Source organism: Enterobacter sp. CGMCC 5087 (genome assembly GCF_003144775.1).
Lineage (GTDB): Bacteria > Pseudomonadota > Gammaproteobacteria > Enterobacterales > Enterobacteriaceae > Enterobacter > Enterobacter cloacae_M.
On record NZ_QFXN01000152.1, the window covers coordinates 86,036 to 102,141 of the forward strand.

The 16,106-nt window shown below is 57.1% G+C and carries 15 protein-coding genes and 1 riboswitch; of the genes, 11 read left to right on the forward strand and 4 right to left on the reverse strand.

Going from position 1 to position 16,106, the window contains the following annotated elements; translation table 11 throughout:
* Positions 1 to 30 precede the first annotated feature (30 nt).
* The 6 genes from leuA (at position 31) to DEO48_RS14695 (ending at position 6,453) form a co-directional block, all read left to right on the forward strand.
* Complete coding sequence (gene leuA, locus DEO48_RS14670) at positions 31 to 1,602, forward strand: 2-isopropylmalate synthase (RefSeq protein ID WP_109845572.1); 1,572 nt, start codon at positions 31 to 33, stop codon at positions 1,600 to 1,602.
* Positions 1,602 to 2,693 carry a 3-isopropylmalate dehydrogenase gene (gene leuB / locus DEO48_RS14675; RefSeq protein WP_109845573.1) on the forward strand — a complete coding sequence of 364 codons (1,092 nt, stop codon included), beginning with the start codon at positions 1,602 to 1,604 and terminating at the stop codon, positions 2,691 to 2,693. Before leuA ends, leuB begins: the two co-directional genes overlap by 1 nt.
* Before the next feature lie 2 nt (positions 2,694 to 2,695).
* Positions 2,696 to 4,096, forward strand: coding sequence for a 3-isopropylmalate dehydratase large subunit (leuC, locus tag DEO48_RS14680; protein ID WP_109845574.1), 1,401 nt, complete (start codon positions 2,696 to 2,698; stop codon positions 4,094 to 4,096).
* Positions 4,097 to 4,106: 10 nt separating this feature from the next.
* Complete coding sequence (gene leuD, locus DEO48_RS14685) at positions 4,107 to 4,712, forward strand: 3-isopropylmalate dehydratase small subunit (protein ID WP_039260825.1); 606 nt, start codon at positions 4,107 to 4,109, stop codon at positions 4,710 to 4,712.
* A 162-nt stretch (positions 4,713 to 4,874) separates the two neighbouring features.
* Positions 4,875 to 5,765, forward strand: a complete 891-nt coding sequence (locus tag DEO48_RS14690) for a cation diffusion facilitator family transporter (RefSeq protein ID WP_109845575.1) — start codon at positions 4,875 to 4,877, stop codon at positions 5,763 to 5,765.
* A gap of 106 nt (positions 5,766 to 5,871) precedes the next feature.
* Complete coding sequence (locus DEO48_RS14695) at positions 5,872 to 6,453, forward strand: cytochrome b/b6 domain-containing protein (RefSeq protein WP_045400998.1); 582 nt, start codon at positions 5,872 to 5,874, stop codon at positions 6,451 to 6,453.
* A 48-nt stretch (positions 6,454 to 6,501) separates the two neighbouring features.
* Here the strand turns inward: DEO48_RS14695 and DEO48_RS14700 are convergent, their stop codons facing one another.
* Positions 6,502 to 7,680, reverse strand: coding sequence for a sugar efflux transporter (locus tag DEO48_RS14700; protein WP_109845576.1), 1,179 nt, complete (start codon positions 7,678 to 7,680; stop codon positions 6,502 to 6,504).
* A gap of 119 nt (positions 7,681 to 7,799) precedes the next feature.
* A complete protein-coding gene (sgrT, locus tag DEO48_RS14705) occupies positions 7,800 to 7,952 on the reverse strand; it encodes a glucose uptake inhibitor SgrT (RefSeq protein ID WP_023310379.1) in 153 nt (50 codons plus the stop codon).
* Between the two features lie 88 nt (positions 7,953 to 8,040).
* Between sgrT and sgrR the strand changes: the two genes are divergently transcribed.
* From sgrR to thiQ, 4 genes are all read left to right on the forward strand, one after another.
* Entirely contained in the window at positions 8,041 to 9,696 is a 1,656-nt protein-coding gene (gene sgrR / locus DEO48_RS14710; RefSeq protein WP_109845577.1) for an HTH-type transcriptional regulator SgrR, read from the forward strand.
* 36 nt (positions 9,697 to 9,732) lie between these two features.
* Positions 9,733 to 9,833: riboswitch (TPP riboswitch) on the forward strand.
* Between the two features lie 31 nt (positions 9,834 to 9,864).
* Positions 9,865 to 10,848, forward strand: coding sequence for a thiamine ABC transporter substrate binding subunit (gene thiB, locus DEO48_RS14715; protein ID WP_109845578.1), 984 nt, complete (start codon positions 9,865 to 9,867; stop codon positions 10,846 to 10,848).
* A complete protein-coding gene (thiP, locus tag DEO48_RS14720) occupies positions 10,824 to 12,434 on the forward strand; it encodes a thiamine/thiamine pyrophosphate ABC transporter permease ThiP (RefSeq protein ID WP_045400990.1) in 1,611 nt (536 codons plus the stop codon). The genes thiB and thiP overlap by 25 nt, the downstream gene beginning before the upstream one ends.
* Positions 12,418 to 13,119: a thiamine ABC transporter ATP-binding protein ThiQ gene (gene thiQ, locus DEO48_RS14725; protein ID WP_033144617.1), complete on the forward strand. Its 702-nt coding sequence runs from the start codon at positions 12,418 to 12,420 to the stop codon at positions 13,117 to 13,119. The genes thiP and thiQ overlap by 17 nt, the downstream gene beginning before the upstream one ends.
* Before the next feature lie 32 nt (positions 13,120 to 13,151).
* Here the strand turns inward: thiQ and DEO48_RS14730 are convergent, their stop codons facing one another.
* On the reverse strand, positions 13,152 to 13,919 hold the full coding sequence (locus tag DEO48_RS14730; protein WP_023310374.1) for a DedA family protein: 768 nt from the start codon (positions 13,917 to 13,919) through the stop codon (positions 13,152 to 13,154).
* Between the two features lie 128 nt (positions 13,920 to 14,047).
* Positions 14,048 to 14,893 carry an arabinose operon transcriptional regulator AraC gene (gene araC / locus DEO48_RS14735; RefSeq protein ID WP_109845579.1) on the reverse strand — a complete coding sequence of 282 codons (846 nt, stop codon included), beginning with the start codon at positions 14,891 to 14,893 and terminating at the stop codon, positions 14,048 to 14,050.
* A gap of 337 nt (positions 14,894 to 15,230) precedes the next feature.
* Between araC and DEO48_RS14740 the strand changes: the two genes are divergently transcribed.
* A partial coding sequence (locus DEO48_RS14740) for a ribulokinase (protein WP_109845580.1) occupies positions 15,231 to 16,106 on the forward strand: 876 nt, incomplete at its 3' end.

Genomic DNA, 16,106 nt, shown 5'->3' on the forward strand with positions numbered 1-16,106 from the left:
GGCGCCCTAAGACTGACAAGGACCTAACCCATGAGCCAGCAAGTCATTATTTTCGATACTACTTTACGTGACGGTGAACAGGCATTACAGGCAAGCCTGAGTGTAAAAGAGAAACTGCAGATCGCGCTGGCTCTCGAACGTATGGGTGTCGACGTGATGGAAGTCGGTTTCCCTGTCTCTTCCCCGGGTGATTTCGAATCCGTACAGACCATTGCGCGCACCATTAAAAACAGCCGCGTCTGTGCCCTGGCGCGCTGCGTAGAAAAAGACATCGACGTTGCTGCCGAGTCATTGAAAGTCGCCGAAGCGTTCCGTATCCACACCTTTATTGCGACCTCACCTATGCACATCGCCACCAAGCTGCGCAGCACGCTGGATGAGGTGATTGAGCGCGCGGTGTATATGGTGAAACGCGCACGCAACTACACCGATGACGTTGAATTCTCCTGTGAAGATGCGGGCCGTACGCCAATCGAAGACCTGGCGCGCGTTGTGGAAGCCGCCATCAACGCGGGCGCGAAAACCATCAACATCCCTGACACCGTCGGCTATACCATGCCGTTTGAGTTCTCCAACATCATTACCGGACTGTACGACCGCGTACCCAATATTGATAAGGCAATTATCTCCGTCCACACCCACGATGATTTGGGTCTGGCCGTGGGTAATGCCATCGCCGCCGTCCACGCCGGTGCGCGTCAGGTAGAAGGCGCGATGAACGGTATCGGCGAACGCGCGGGCAACTGTTCGCTGGAAGAAGTGATCATGGCGATCAAAGTGCGCAAAGACATCATGGACGTGCACACCCGCATCAATCACAACGAAATCTGGCGCACCAGCCAGACCGTCAGCCAGATTTGCAACATGCCCATTCCGGCTAACAAAGCGATTGTCGGCACTGGCGCCTTCGCGCACTCCTCCGGTATTCACCAGGATGGCGTCCTGAAGAACCGTGAAAACTACGAAATCATGACCCCGGAATCCATCGGCCTGAACCAGGTGCAGCTGAACCTGACCTCCCGTTCCGGTCGCGCAGCGGTTAAACACCGTATGGAAGAGATGGGCTATAAGGACAGCGATTACAATATGGATCAGCTGTACGACGCGTTCCTGAAGCTGGCCGACAAAAAAGGTCAGGTGTTCGACTACGACCTGGAAGCGCTGGCCTTTATTAACAAGCAGCAGGAAGAGCCAGAGCACTTCCGTCTGGATTACTTCAACGTGCAGTCCGGCTCCAGCAACATCGCCACCGCCTCGGTCAAACTGGCCTGCGGCGATGAAATTAAAGCAGAGGCCGCTAACGGTAACGGCCCTGTCGATGCCATCTACCAGGCGATTAATCGCGTCACCGAGTACGACGTTGAGCTGGTGAAGTATGACCTGACGGCCAAGGGCCACGGCAAAGATGCACTGGGTCAGGTCGACATTGTAGTTACCCACAATGGCCGCCGCTTCCATGGCGTGGGCCTGGCGACCGATATCGTTGAATCCTCCGCGAAAGCGATGGTGCATGTTCTGAACAACATCTGGCGCGCCGCCGAAGTCGAAAAAGAGTTGCAACGCAAAGCTCAGAATAAAGAGAACAAAAAGGAAACCGTGTAATGTCGAAGAATTACCATATTGCTGTGTTGCCGGGCGACGGTATTGGTCCGGAAGTGATGGCACAGGCGCTGAAAGTACTGGAAGCCGTTCGCGCGCGTTTTGCGATGAAAATCACCACCAGCCACTACGACGTGGGCGGTATTGCAATTGATAACCACGGTACGCCGCTGCCAAAAGCGACCGTGGAAGGCTGCGAAAATGCCGATGCCGTGCTGTTTGGTTCCGTCGGTGGCCCGAAATGGGAACACCTGCCGCCAGCAGAGCAGCCAGAGCGCGGCGCGCTGCTGCCGCTGCGTAAACATTTCAAGCTGTTCAGCAACCTGCGTCCGGCGAAGCTGTATCAGGGTCTGGAAGAGTTCTGCCCGCTGCGCGCGGATATCGCCGCCAACGGTTTCGACATTCTGTGCGTGCGTGAACTGACCGGCGGGATCTACTTCGGTCAGCCAAAAGGCCGCGAAGGCAGCGGACAACACGAGAAAGCGTTCGACACCGAGGTGTATCACCGTTTCGAAATCGAACGTATCGCCCACATCGCGTTCGAGTCGGCGCGCAAACGCCGCCATAAAGTGACCTCCATTGATAAAGCGAACGTGCTGCAGTCCTCCATTTTGTGGCGCGAGATCGTCAGTGAAGTTGCTAAGCAGTACCCGGACGTCGCGCTGTCGCACATGTACATCGACAACGCGACCATGCAGCTGATTAAAGATCCGTCCCAGTTTGACGTGCTGCTGTGCTCCAACCTGTTCGGCGATATCCTCTCTGACGAGTGCGCAATGATCACCGGCTCGATGGGCATGCTGCCCTCCGCAAGCCTGAATGAAGAAGGCTTTGGCCTGTACGAGCCTGCAGGCGGCTCCGCGCCAGATATCGCAGGCAAAAACATTGCCAACCCTATTGCGCAGATCCTCTCCCTGGCCCTGCTGCTGCGCTACAGCCTGGATGCAGGCGATGCGGCAACCGCAATTGAAAACGCCATTAACCGGGCGTTAGAAGAAGGCGTCCGTACCGGCGATTTAGCACGCGGCACGGCGGAAGTCAGTACCGATGAAATGGGCGACATTATTGCCCGCTATGTCGCTGAAGGGGTGTAATCATGGCTAAGACGTTATATGAAAAGTTGTTTGATGCGCACGTTGTTTACGAGGCACCGAACGAAACCCCGCTGCTGTACATTGACCGTCATCTGGTGCACGAAGTGACCTCTCCTCAGGCCTTTGACGGCCTTCGCGCGCACAAGCGTCCGGTACGTCAGCCGGGTAAAACCTTCGCAACGATGGATCACAACGTTTCCACCCAGACCAAAGACATTAATGCCTCGGGTGAGATGGCGCGTATCCAGATGCAGGAGCTGATTAAGAACTGCAACGAGTTTGGCGTTGAGCTTTACGACCTGAACCATCCTTATCAGGGCATCGTCCACGTGATGGGGCCTGAGCAAGGGATCACCCTGCCGGGCATGACCATCGTCTGCGGGGACTCCCATACCGCGACCCACGGCGCGTTTGGCGCTCTGGCGTTCGGGATTGGCACTTCCGAGGTGGAACATGTGCTGGCAACGCAGACCCTGAAACAGGGCCGCGCCAAAACCATGAAGATTGAAGTGAAAGGTAAAGCCGCACCGGGTATTACCGCAAAAGACATCGTGCTGGCCATCATCGGTGAAACCGGCAGCGCGGGCGGCACCGGTCATGTTGTTGAGTTCTGCGGGGAAGCCATCCAGGCGCTGAGCATGGAGGGGCGCATGACCCTGTGCAATATGGCCATTGAGATGGGCGCAAAAGCCGGTCTGGTCGCGCCGGACGAAACCACTTTCAACTACGTGAAGGGTCGTCTGCACGCGCCGAAAGATCAGGATTTTGACGACGCGGTAGCGTACTGGAAAACCCTGAAAACCGACGATGGGGCAACGTTTGACACAGTCGTCACGCTGCAGGCAGAAGAGATTGCGCCTCAGGTGACCTGGGGCACCAACCCGGGCCAGGTGATTTCCGTTAACGACAATGTCCCTGACCCGGCATCCTTTACCGATCCGGTCGAGCGCGCCAGTGCCGAAAAAGCGCTGGCCTATATGGGACTGAAGCCAGGCGTGCCGTTGACCGATGTCGCCATTGATAAAGTCTTTATCGGTTCCTGCACCAACTCCCGTATTGAGGATTTGCGTGCCGCCGCCGAGATTGCCAAAGGCCGCAAAGTGGCACCAGGCGTGCAGGCGCTGGTGGTACCTGGCTCCGGTCCGGTGAAAGCCCAGGCGGAAGCCGAAGGTTTGGATAAGATCTTTATCGAAGCGGGCTTCGAGTGGCGCCTGCCCGGCTGCTCCATGTGTCTGGCCATGAACAACGATCGCCTGAATCCGGGCGAGCGCTGCGCCTCTACCAGCAACCGCAACTTTGAAGGCCGTCAGGGCCGCGGTGGGCGCACCCATCTGGTCAGCCCGGCAATGGCCGCCGCTGCGGCAGTTACCGGCCATTTCGCCGATATTCGCAGCCTGAAATAAGGAGACAATCATGGCAGAGAAATTTACCCAACATACGGGCCGGGTTGTCCCGCTGGACGCCGCTAACGTCGATACTGACGCTATTATTCCTAAACAGTTTCTGCAGAAAGTAACGCGTACCGGTTTCGGCGCACATCTGTTTAACGACTGGCGTTTCCTGGACGATAAGGGCGAAGTGCCTAATCCGGAATTCGTTCTGAACTTCCCGGAATATAAAGGCGCCTCCATTTTGCTGGCACGCGAAAACTTTGGCTGCGGATCATCCCGTGAACACGCGCCGTGGGCGCTCACCGACTACGGTTTTAAAGTGGTCATTGCCCCTAGCTTCGCGGATATCTTCTACGGCAACAGCTTCAACAATCAGCTTCTGCCGGTGACGCTGAGCGATGAACAGGTCGATGAGTTGTTCGCGCTGGTTAAGGCGAATCCGGGCATTTCGTTTGAAGTGGATCTGGAAGCCGAAGTGGTGAAAGCCGGGGATAAGACCTACAGCTTCAGCATTGATGCCTTCCGTCGTCACTGCATGCTGAACGGTCTGGACAGCATTGGTTTAACTCTCCAGCACGACGCGGCGATTGCCGCTTACGAAAACAAACAACCTGCATTTATGAAATAATTCTCCGGCCTGCAGTCCACTCTGCAGGCCGCGTTTTATCTTGATATCCGCCTCCTTCTGTAAATACTTCCCAAACCCAGCCACTAATGACGTTATATTTAATGTCAATTTAATATTTCCTGCGCAGAATAACCGCTCAATCAGCTGGCAGCGGAAATAATCATGGAAAAGAAAAATGGCAATGAGTCTCATATCCGTTCTCGGAAAATACATAAATGCACATTAGTAAGCGTGATAATAAATAGTTTACTCACCGCCTTTCAGATAGTTGCAGGAATATTTTCCAGTTCGCAAGGTTTAATTGCTGATGGGATTCATTCTCTTTCCGATTTATCCTCCGACTTTGTCGTTTTGATTGCGAATAAAAAGAGTCAGAAAGCTTCTGATATCGATCATCATTACGGTCATCTGCGTTTCGAAAACGGTGCAAAGCTCATTATTGGCGCTATTCTGCTGCTTGTGGGGGTCGGGATGCTCTGGTCCGCAGGGAATAAACTGCTTCACCCTGAGACGCATCAGCTGGTGAAAGGGGCCGCGTTGTGGGTGGCAATACTGGCGCTGGTGGTAAAGGAAAGCCTGTTCAGATACATGTTTGCCACGGGGAAACGTATTCAGTCCTCGCTGCTGATAGCCAATGCCTGGCACGCCCGTTCTGACGCAGCGTCGTCAGTGGTTGTCGCCATCGGCATTGCCGGGAATTTAGTGGGTTTTCACGCGATGGACCTGATTGCGGCCCTGATTGTCGGGATTTTCATCGCCCATATGGGTTACAAATTCTCTGCCGATGCCCTGCACGACCTGATGGACCGCTCGCTGGAGCCCGAACTGGAGCACGACATCAAAACGTGTCTTCTCGCAACCGAGGGCGTCACCGGACTCCATGATTTAAAAACCCGCAAGATGGGTGATTTAGCCCTTGTCGATGTTCATCTGGAAGTAAACGGCGAATTAAGCGTAAAAGAAGGACATCAGATTGCTGTGAATGCCAGAAATAATGTGATGCAAAAATTCAATGTGCTGAACGTGATGACGCATATTGATCCTGCCCGCTAATCGAAGCGCATAAATACAGTGTGACGCAACCGACCGTTAAGGTTTCGTTAATTAATCTGCGTCACACTGCATCGCATCAGCTCTCTCATTATTGAGGTAAAAAGCGATGAAACCAACATTGCGCGATACGCTTCCCCATAAAGAAACGCCTTTTCTTCGCATACTACACATTCTCGTGGCCGTACTGGTCCTGGCTCAGATTATCAATTCTAATTTCACCGAAAGTGAGGCCCTCCACGAATCCGGGCTGAACGGAATTGTCACTTGGATCCATGTTATCTCTGGATTTGGTTTAATTTTTTGTGGCATTGCCATGATGGCATGGATGTTAACCCAGCGCGGATTTAAGTATTACTTCGCCTGGCTGGCGCTGGATTTTCGCGGAATTGTTGACGATATTCGCACCCTCGCGCAGCGTCAGCTTCCTGACGCGCATGCCGGCGGTATGGCGGCAACGGTGCAAGGCCTGGGCGTGCTGGCGCTGCTGGGCGTTGCACTCTGCGGCGCGGCCTGGTTCGTGCTGAACGCCACGCTCGGGCCAGTTTCGTCCGTCACGGAATCCGTCTTAGATTTGCATAAATTCCTGACGGTCTTTATTGAGACATATTTCTGGGCACACGGCTTCATGGGCCTCGTTCATATGTACCTGACGCTACGCGCGCAGCGTAAATATCAGTATTCAGAATAAAACGGTTCACGGAGCCCGACGTTCCCGGGCTCCGTTTCATTCATCCGATCACACGTCTTTTACGCGGCAGGTCAGCAAAAGCGTCACGACGGACAGCGCCGCAATCATCCAGTAGACAGACGCATGCCCATAGCTTTGCGCCAGCGCCCCCTGAATCACGCCCGCCAGGATCACCCCGGTTGAAATACTGTTGGTAAAAAGCGTGGTCGCCGAGCCGGCACGGCCGGGCATGAGATCCTGAAACCAGAGCATGCCAATCCCGGCAACAATCCCAATAAACACGGCGTTAAATAGCTGCAGCGCCAGCAACGCTTCCCGCGAATGGAAAAGGATCAGCCCCACGTAGAACAGCACCCCGGCCGCCACGGCGACGATCATCATCCTGCGCTTTCCAAAGCGCTTAACGTAGTAACCCGCCAGAATCATTGCCGGGATTTCCAGCCCGGCGGCAGTGCCCATTAAGATCCCCGCAAGCTTGTCCGGAAGGCCCAGATCGCTGCTGATCCACAGCGGCATATCGATGATGTACATGGTGTTGCAGGTCCACATCAGCGTGGAGGCAATAAACAGCATGCGGACGTTTTTGTCCTGCCAGCCGCTCACTTCGGTGACAGGTTTATCCGTCGTCTGTTCGACGCGCGCCACGGACGGCAGCGCGAAGGCAATAAGCGCCAGGCTGATGACAAAAATCCCGGCGGCGATGGAAAACATGGTGGTAAAGCCGTAGTTCAACGCCAGCATGAAGGCCAGCGGCGGACCAATGACCCACGCCAGCGAAAGCTGGGCGCGCATCACCGAGCTGAACATCACCACTTCACGCGCCGAGTTATCCGCATATTCACGGGCCAGCGCGAACAGCTGCGGCATGGCGGTGTTCGCCAGCGACGCCAGCAGCACGCCGCAGGTAATAAGCGTCAGATAATGACGGTTGAAGGCAAAGAGCAGCGCGTTACCCACGGCCATGGCGCAGCAAAAGAGGATCAGCCTGCGGCGATCGCCCTGGCTGTCCGATCGTTTCGCCAGCGCGAGGCTGACCAGGATCCCGGCAATGGCGTTAACGGTGTAAAACAGGCCGACCCAAAACGGCTGCGCCCCCACCTCGCGGCTGAGAAACAGGCTCAGCGTCGGCGCCTGCAGCGCCCCCGCCACGCCCATCATAAAGGCCACCAGCATAAAAGCGGCATACACGCCGTTCAGGCGTCGCCCCATCGTCATCAACCACAGCATGCGCAAGTCCTTGTGAAAGCGAATCGAAATTGGGTGAATAGTAAACGAAAAAAGCCAGCAAAAACATTTTGCTGGCGGGTGATAAGCACCAATACTCAGTCACACATGATCGAGGCGAGTTAGCGGGAAGAGGTCGGGGCTGTAACGTCCCACTGCATCAATTCTTCTAACGTTTTCAGCCGTTGCTCTGCACACCGGCGGGCCAGCCAGGACGCTCCCTTCGTCGCTGAAAAGTACTGCTGATAGAACTGACGTGCGGTAGACCTCTTCATAATTTACCTCCTCGCTTCATCGGGGAGAATTATTGGCCTAATATAGGGATAAATAAATTGCTGTTTTTTTGTCAGGAGTTCCCCTTTTATGCCTTCCGGTCGTCTGCAACAACAGTTTATCCGCCTCTGGCAGTGCTGCGAGGGGCAATCGCAGGAGACCACGCTCAACGAGCTGGCTGACCTGCTTAGCTGCTCCCGCCGCCATATGCGCACGCTGCTTAACACCATGCAGCAGCAGGGTTGGTTAAGCTGGGAGGCGGAGGCGGGACGCGGCAAACGCTCGCGGCTGACTTTCCTCTATACCGGGCTGGCGCTGCAGCAGCAGCGCGCGGAAGATCTGCTCGAGCAGGATCGCATCGACCAGCTCGTACAGCTGGTGGGCGACAAAGCCGCCGTGCGCCAGATGCTGGTTTCCCATCTCGGGCGCAGCTTTCGTCAGGGCCGACACATTCTGCGGGTGCTCTACTATCGTCCAATGAAAAATCTGTTGCCCGGCACGGCCTTACGCCGCTCTGAAACCCACATGGCCCGGCAAATCTTCAGCGGCCTGACGCGGATAAATGAGGAAAACGGGGAACTGGAAGCGGATATCGCGCACCACTGGCAGCAGCTTTCTCCGCGCCACTGGCGCTTCTTTTTACGCCCCGGCATTCACTTTCACCACGGCCGCGAGCTGGAAATGCACGACGTCATCGCCTCTCTGGAACGTGCCCGCCAGCTACCGCTCTACTCGCATATCTCCCGCGTCCACTCCCCCACGGCCTGGACGCTGGATATTGAGCTGTCGCAGCAGGATAAGTGGCTTCCCTGGCTGCTGGGCTATGTGCCGTCGATGATTTTGCCCGGCGAGTGGGAATCAATGAACAACTTTGCCAGCCTGCCGATTGGCACCGGGCCTTACTCCGTGTCCCGCAATAACAGCAACCAGCTGAAAATCCGCGCGTTCGACGACTACTTTGGCTATCGGGCGCTGATCGACGAAGTGAACGTCTGGGTATTGCCGGATCTCAATGAAGACCTGAGCTGCGGGCTGACGCTGGAAGGCCCCACTACGGGAGAAAAAGCCGTGGAGAGTCGCCTGGAGGAAGGGTGTTACTATCTCCTGTTTGACCGCCGCACCCACCGTGGGGCAAACCAGGCCGTCCGCAAGTGGGTTAGCCACGTTTTGTCCCCTTCCAATCTGATTTACCATGCGGAAGAGCAGTACCAGACATACTGGTTCCCGGCGTACGGCCTGCTTCCGCGCTGGCACCACGCCCGCCCGGTTCACTGCGACAAACCCGCAGGGCTGGAGTCCATCACCCTGACCTACTACCGCGAGCACGTGGAGCATCGTTTTATCGCCAGAATCATGACCCGGCTGCTGGCAGCCGAGGGGGTCAGGTTAGAGGTCAGGGAAGTGGACTATGACGAATGGCATCAGGGGGAGATCGCCAGTGATATCTGGCTCAACAGCGCCAACTTTACCCTGCCGCTCGATTTTTCCCTTTTCTCGCATTTGTATGAAGTCCCGCTGATCCAGCACTGCATCGACCGTGACTGGCAGCAGGACGCCGCCCTGTGGCGCGCGGGCGAAATGAATCTTGCAGCGTGGTGCCAGCAGCTGCTGGCCGAGCAGGCGATCGTACCGTTGATCCACCACTGGCTGATGATCCAGGGCCAGCGCAGCATGCGCGGCCTCCGGATGAATACCCTGGGCTGGTTTGATTTTAAATCCGCCTGGTTTGCGCCGCCGGAGCCATAACGCTTTCGTAATATTCACCAAATCATTACAATAGCGCCGTTCTCAACGGGGTGCTGCATCACAGATGTGCGCTGAGATAATACCCGTCGAACCTGATCCGGATAACGCCGGCGAAGGGATTTGAGGCTGTCGCTCAAAATCCTTTGCCACTCAACTTTGAGGTGCAAAGTGTTAAAAAAAGTTCTTCCCCTGCTGGCGCTGTTTGCGCTGCCTGCTTTTGCGAAGCCCGTCCTGACGGTCTACACCTATGACTCCTTCTCTGCCGACTGGGGCCCTGGCCCGGTGGTTAAAAAAGCCTTTGAAGCGGACTGTAACTGCGAACTGAAGTTCGTGGCGCTGGAAGATGGCGTGTCGCTGCTCAACCGTCTGCGCATGGAAGGGAAAAACAGCAAGGCCGACGTGGTGCTCGGGCTGGATAACAACCTGCTGGAAGCCGCCTCGCAAACCAAACTGTTTGCCAAAAGCGGCGTAGCGGCAGATGCCGTTAACGTGCCGGGCGGCTGGAAAAACGACACCTTTGTGCCGTTCGACTATGGCTACTTTGCTTTTGTTTACGACAAAAATAAGCTGAAAAACCCGCCGAAGAGCCTGAAAGAGCTGGTGGAAAGTGACCAGAAATGGCGCGTGATTTATGAAGATCCGCGCACCAGTACGCCAGGCCTGGGCCTGCTGCTGTGGATGCAAAAGGTTTACGGGGATAAAGCGCCGGAGGCGTGGCAGAAACTGGCCGCCAAAACCGTCACCGTCACCAAAGGCTGGAGCGAAGCCTATGGCCTGTTCCTGAAAGGCGAAAGCGACCTGGTGCTGAGCTACACCACCTCTCCGGCCTACCACATCATCGCCGAGAAGAAAGATAACTATGCTGCCGCTGATTTTGCTGAAGGGCACTATCTGCAGGTGGAAGTCGCCGCTCGTACCGCCGCCAGCAAACAGCCGGAGCTGGCCGAGAAGTTCCTGAAGTTTATGGTCTCACCGGCGTTCCAGAATGCCATCCCGGCTGGTAACTGGATGTATCCGGTCACTAACGTTACCCTGCCCGCAGGTTTCGAGCAGCTGACCAAACCAAACACCTCGCTGGAGTTTACGCCGCAGCAGGTCGCCGCGCAGCGTGCAGCATGGGTAAGTGAATGGCAACGCGCCGTCAGCCGTTGATTCCCGGCTGGTTACTTCCCGGGCTGCTCGCCGCCACAGTGATGGTGGCGGTCAGCCTGGGGGCTTTTCTTGCACTGTGGTTCAACGCGCCAGAGAGCGACCTGCTCGCCCTCTGGCACGACAGCTACCTCTGGCACGTTATCCGGTTCTCCTTCTGGCAGGCGTCGCTTTCAGCCCTGCTGTCGGTGATTCCGGCCATTTTTCTGGCGCGCGCCCTGTATCGGCGGCGTTTTCCCGGCAGGCTGGCACTGCTGCGCCTGTGCGCCATGACGCTGATCCTGCCCGTGCTGGTGGCGGTATTTGGCATCCTCAGCGTTTACGGTCGCCAGGGCTGGCTGGCTTCGCTGTTCGACCAGCTTGGTCTGGAATGGTCATTCTCTCCTTACGGCCTGCAGGGCATTCTGCTCGCGCACGTGTTTTTCAATATGCCAATGGCGACGCGCCTCTTTTTGCAGGCGCTGGAGAACATTCCCGGCGAGCAGCGTCAGGTTGCCGCCCAGCTCGGCATGCGCGGCGTGTCGTTCTTCCGCTTTGTCGAATGGCCGTGGCTACGCCGCCAGATCCCGCCCGTCGCGGCGTTAATCTTTATGCTCTGCTTTGCCAGCTTTGCCACCGTGCTGTCGCTCGGTGGCGGGCCGCAGGCCACCACTATTGAGCTGGCGATTTACCAGGCGCTGAGTTACGACTACGATCCCGGTCGCGCCGCGCTGCTGGCGATGGTGCAGATGGCGTGCTGCCTTGTGCTGGTGCTGGTGAGCCAGCGGCTGAGTAAAGCCATTCCCGCTGGCAGTAATCAAATAACCGGCTGGCGCGATCCGCAGGACAGCCTGCACAGCCGCGTTATCGATTTTATCCTGATCGCGCTGGCGCTCCTGCTTCTGCTGCCGCCGCTGATGGCCGTTATCGTTGACGGACTGAACCTCAATCTCATCTCCGTCCTGCAACAGCCCATCCTCTGGCAGGCGACATGGACCTCGCTGCGTATCGCGCTGGCGGCAGGGTTACTGTGCGTCATGCTGACCATGATGCTGCTGTGGAGCAGCCGCGAACTCTACGCGCGGCAGGCCCGTAAGGCCGGGCAAATGCTGGAGCTGACGGGCATGCTGATTCTGGCGATGCCGGGCATCGTGCTGGCGACGGGCTTCTTTTTACTGTTCAACAGCACCATCGGCCTGCCGGAAAGCGCCGATGGCATTGTGATTTTTACCAACGCCTTAATGGCCATCCCCTACGCGCTTAAGGTGCTGGAAAACCCGATGCGCGACGTCAACAGCCGCTACGGTTTGCTGTGCCAGTCGCTGGGTATGCAGGGCTGGCAGCGGCTGAGGGTGGTCGAACTCCGCGCGCTAAAACGCCCGCTGGCGCAGGCGCTGGCGTTTGCCTGCGTGTTGTCGATTGGGGATTTTGGCGTGGTGGCTCTCTTTGGCAATGACGATTTCCGCACGCTGCCATACTGGCTCTATCAGCAGATCGGCTCTTATCGCAGTCAGGACGGCGCGGTCACCGCGCTGCTGCTGCTGCTGCTGTGCTTTGCCTTATTTACCGTTATCGAAAAACTTCCGGGGCGTGATGTTAAAACTGACTGATGTAACCTGGCTTTACCAGCATCTGCCGATGCGCTTCACGCTCTCCGTGCGCCAGGGGGAGATGATCGCCGTGCTTGGCCCAAGCGGCGCGGGAAAAAGCACGCTGCTTAATCTGATTGCGGGTTTTCTGCAGCCGGCAAGCGGTGCGATCGTCATTAACAATCAAGATCATACCCACACGCCGCCCGCAAAACGTCCGGTCTCAATGCTGTTTCAGGAAAACAACCTGTTTACCCACCTGACGGTGCGGCAAAACATCGCGCTGGGAATGCATCCGGGACTCAGGCTGAACGATGCCCAGCGCCAGAAGCTGGAGATCATTGCCGCCCAGATGGGGATCAACGAGTTCATCGACAGGCTGCCGGGCGAGCTTTCCGGCGGCCAGCGTCAGCGCGTGGCGCTGGCGCGATGTCTGGTCCGCGAGCAGCCGATCCTGCTGCTGGATGAGCCGTTCTCGGCGCTCGATCCCGCGCTGCGCCAGGAGATGCTCGCCCTGGTGCAGGACGTCTGTCAGCGCCAGCAGCTGACGATGCTGATGGTTTCACACAGTATTGAGGATGCTGCCCGCATCGCCCCGCGATCGGTGGTGATTGCCGAAGGGCGTATTTTGTGGGATGGAAAAACAGAAGAACTGCTGAGCGGTAAGGCGGGGGCGTCTTCACTGTTGGGCATTCGTGCCGTCTGATGCCCTCTCCCACAGGGAGAGGGAAATCGTCGTTAACGGCTCACCACTTTTAATAAAATCTCGCCGTACACCGGCATCAGCGGGTGGCGGATCAGCGCGACCAGCGCCACCACGGCCACACCCAGCGTCAGCGGGGCCAGCCAGAGCAGGCGAGTGCGCGGAAGATAGCGCGTCAGACGATCGACGCTGGCTTTCGCGCTGCGCCACAGCCGCCAGCAGAGCCATGCCGCCAGCCACAGCAGCACAGCCGTGCCCAGCAGCAGCCACTTAAACTCGCCGCTTTGCATACCGTCAGGAATATCGATGGCCGCGCCCGCGAGGATCCCCGGCAAGAAATAGAATGGCGGCCAGAAGACGCAGCCAATAATGTTCGGCACCACGAATTTCGCGACGGGCAGATCCAGCATTCCCGCCACCATCGGCACCAGCGGACGCGTTGGCCCGACAAAGCGGCCGACGAGGATGGTAAACATGCTGTGCTGATGCAGCGCATGCTCGGTTTTATCCAGCAAGGCTTTGTTCTTTTTCATGAACGACCAGCGGTGCAGCGGCTTCTTAAAGCGCCAGCCCAGCCAGAAGGAGATCCAGTCGCCGAGCAGGCAGCCGATAATCCCGGCCAGCCACGCCTGCCAGAAATTAACCTCGCCGCTGCCAATCAGCGCCCCAAGCCCGGCCATCATCACGGTGCCGGGCAGGATCAGCCCAACCAGCGCCAGCGATTCCAGAAACGCCACCAGCGCCACGGCGATGAGCGAGTACATAACGGACTGGGTAATAAAGTGTTCCAGCAATGCCTGCATAACTATTCCGGTCAGAAAACGAATCAGCGATTCTGCTTAGCGCCCCGCACCGCGTCAAGGCAACAATTGTCTGAATAGTTTACAGGTTGCTTTCTGCATTCACCTGTTTGTTTATCTTTTTTTACCGTTTATTCACATCCCGCGCGGAATTCGCTCGGGCTGGCACCGGTGCATTTTTTAAATACCCGGGAGAAATAGAGCTGATCCTCGAAGCCCACGTTGCGTCCGACGGTGGCAATCGGCATCCGGGTGGTGCTGAGCAGTAGCTTTGCCTGGCTGATGCGCTGATCCTCGCGCCAGCTCAATACGCTGACGCCCAACTGCTGGCGGAACAGATGCGACAGCCGCGACGGCGACAGGCAGACGTGCTGGGCAACGCTGGCGATATCAAACTGGCTATCGGCCAGGTGGTCGCTGATGTACTGGCAGGCGTCGCGCACGCGGTTGTCCAGCGGGGGGTTAAGCGACTCGTTAATCGCCTCCATCCGTCGCAGCAGCAGCTGTTCAAGCAGGTTAATCGCCAGCAGTTCAGCGTAACGACCGCCGGCCTGTCCCGCCTCGATAATCTGCGCAAAAAGCTCGCGAAACTGCGCCAGATGAACCTCACCCGGGCGATAAAAACCGGTGTGCGCAAAAATAGCTGGCCACGAAAGCCACTCCTGCCAGTAGGCGCGCGGACGGAAATAGACCCACTGGTGATACCACTCTTTGGCATCCGGATGACGGCCATAGTGGTGGATCTCCCCCGGCGGGAACAGCAGGATATCGCCGGGGCGGCAGACAAACTGCTGGTCACCGTTTTTGATGATCCCTTCTCCTCGCACGGTCAGATTGAGGATATACCCTTTCATGCCGAGCGGTCGGTCGACGTAAAAGTCGAGGTATCCCTCAGCCTCGATAGGGGTCAGTCCCGCCACAAGGTGCGCGTTAAACGAGTATCCCGGCAGCAGGGGATCGTTTTGCGTTTCGGCCATAGATTCAGTTCTCCCAAGGGTCCTGAAGGAAACCAATTGTCCATATCACTAAAAGCAGCTTTAAAATGGCCTGCGAAAAGATCCAAAAAGCATCACGCCGCTTTTACGTCCGCCATGTTTCAGCCTTTCCCCCTGATTTCTCCGCCAGAGCAGGCAGATAACCAGTAACAAAAGTGTCTATAAGTGCGGCAGAAATGTCCACATTGAATATTTGCACGGCGTCACACTTTCCGTTGTAACAGCAATTTAGTCCATAAGATTAGCGGATCCTGCCTGACGACTTTTTTCCCCAGTCTCTAATGTTCTTCCATACCTGTTTTTTCGATGGAGCAACACCATGGCAATTGCGATTGGCCTCGATTTTGGCAGCGATTCGGTTCGCGCGCTGGCAGTGGACTGTACGTCCGGCCAGGAGATAGCAACCAGCGTTGAGTGGTACCCGCGCTGGCAAGAGGGGCGCTACTGCGATGCGCCTAACAACCAGTTCCGTCACCACCCGCGTGACTATATCGAGTCTATGGAAGCGTCGATCAAAACCGTCCTGGCCGAACTGACCGACGCCCAGCGGTCTGAAATTGTAGGGATTGGCGTCGACAGCACCGGCTCCACGCCGGCCCCTGTGGATGCCGAAGGCCGCGTGCTGGCGCTGCGCCCGGAGTTTGCCGACAACCCGAACGCCATGTTTGTGCTGTGGAAAGACCACACCGCCGTAGAAGAGGCTGAAGCCATTACGCGCCTGTGCCATCAGCCGGGCAAAACGGACTACTCGCGCTACATCGGCGGGATTTACTCCAGCGAATGGTTCTGGGCCAAGATCCTCCACGTCACCCGTGCCGACGCAGCCGTTGCGCAGGCTGCGGCGTCATGGGTTGAGCTGTGCGACTGGGTGCCTGCCCTGCTCTCCGGCACCACTCGCCCGCAGGATATCCGCCGCGGCCGCTGCAGCGCCGGGCATAAATCCCTGTGGCACGAAAGCTGGGGCGGTCTGCCTCCGGCCACGTTCTTCGACGAGCTCGATCTGATCATCAACAAGAGCCTGACGTACCCGCTGTTTACCGACACCTTCACCGCTGATATTCCGGTCGGCACCCTCTGCGAAGAGTGGGCGACGCGCCTCGGCCTGCCTCAGAACGTGGCCATCTCCGGCGGCGCCTTTGACTGCCATATGGGCGCCGTGGGTGCGGGCGCACAGCCAAACACGCTGGTCAAAGTC

What these genes read in the sequence shown, in the direction of transcription:
- leuA (WP_109845572.1), top strand. Translation starts at nt 31, where the DNA reads ATGAGCCAGCAAGTCATTATTTTCGATACTACTTTACGTGACGGTGAA.
- leuB (WP_109845573.1), top strand. Translation starts at nt 1,602, where the DNA reads ATGTCGAAGAATTACCATATTGCTGTGTTGCCGGGCGACGGTATTGGT.
- leuC (WP_109845574.1), top strand. Translation starts at nt 2,696, where the DNA reads ATGGCTAAGACGTTATATGAAAAGTTGTTTGATGCGCACGTTGTTTAC.
- leuD (WP_039260825.1), top strand. Translation starts at nt 4,107, where the DNA reads ATGGCAGAGAAATTTACCCAACATACGGGCCGGGTTGTCCCGCTGGAC.
- DEO48_RS14690 (WP_109845575.1), top strand. Translation starts at nt 4,875, where the DNA reads ATGGAAAAGAAAAATGGCAATGAGTCTCATATCCGTTCTCGGAAAATA.
- DEO48_RS14695 (WP_045400998.1), top strand. Translation starts at nt 5,872, where the DNA reads ATGAAACCAACATTGCGCGATACGCTTCCCCATAAAGAAACGCCTTTT.
- DEO48_RS14700 (WP_109845576.1), bottom strand. Translation starts at nt 7,680, where the DNA reads ATGCTGTGGTTGATGACGATGGGGCGACGCCTGAACGGCGTGTATGCC.
- sgrT (WP_023310379.1), bottom strand. Translation starts at nt 7,952, where the DNA reads ATGAAGAGGTCTACCGCACGTCAGTTCTATCAGCAGTACTTTTCAGCG.
- sgrR (WP_109845577.1), top strand. Translation starts at nt 8,041, where the DNA reads ATGCCTTCCGGTCGTCTGCAACAACAGTTTATCCGCCTCTGGCAGTGC.
- thiP (WP_045400990.1), top strand. Translation starts at nt 10,824, where the DNA reads ATGGCAACGCGCCGTCAGCCGTTGATTCCCGGCTGGTTACTTCCCGGG.
- thiQ (WP_033144617.1), top strand. Translation starts at nt 12,418, where the DNA reads ATGTTAAAACTGACTGATGTAACCTGGCTTTACCAGCATCTGCCGATG.
- DEO48_RS14730 (WP_023310374.1), bottom strand. Translation starts at nt 13,919, where the DNA reads ATGCAGGCATTGCTGGAACACTTTATTACCCAGTCCGTTATGTACTCG.
- araC (WP_109845579.1), bottom strand. Translation starts at nt 14,893, where the DNA reads ATGGCCGAAACGCAAAACGATCCCCTGCTGCCGGGATACTCGTTTAAC.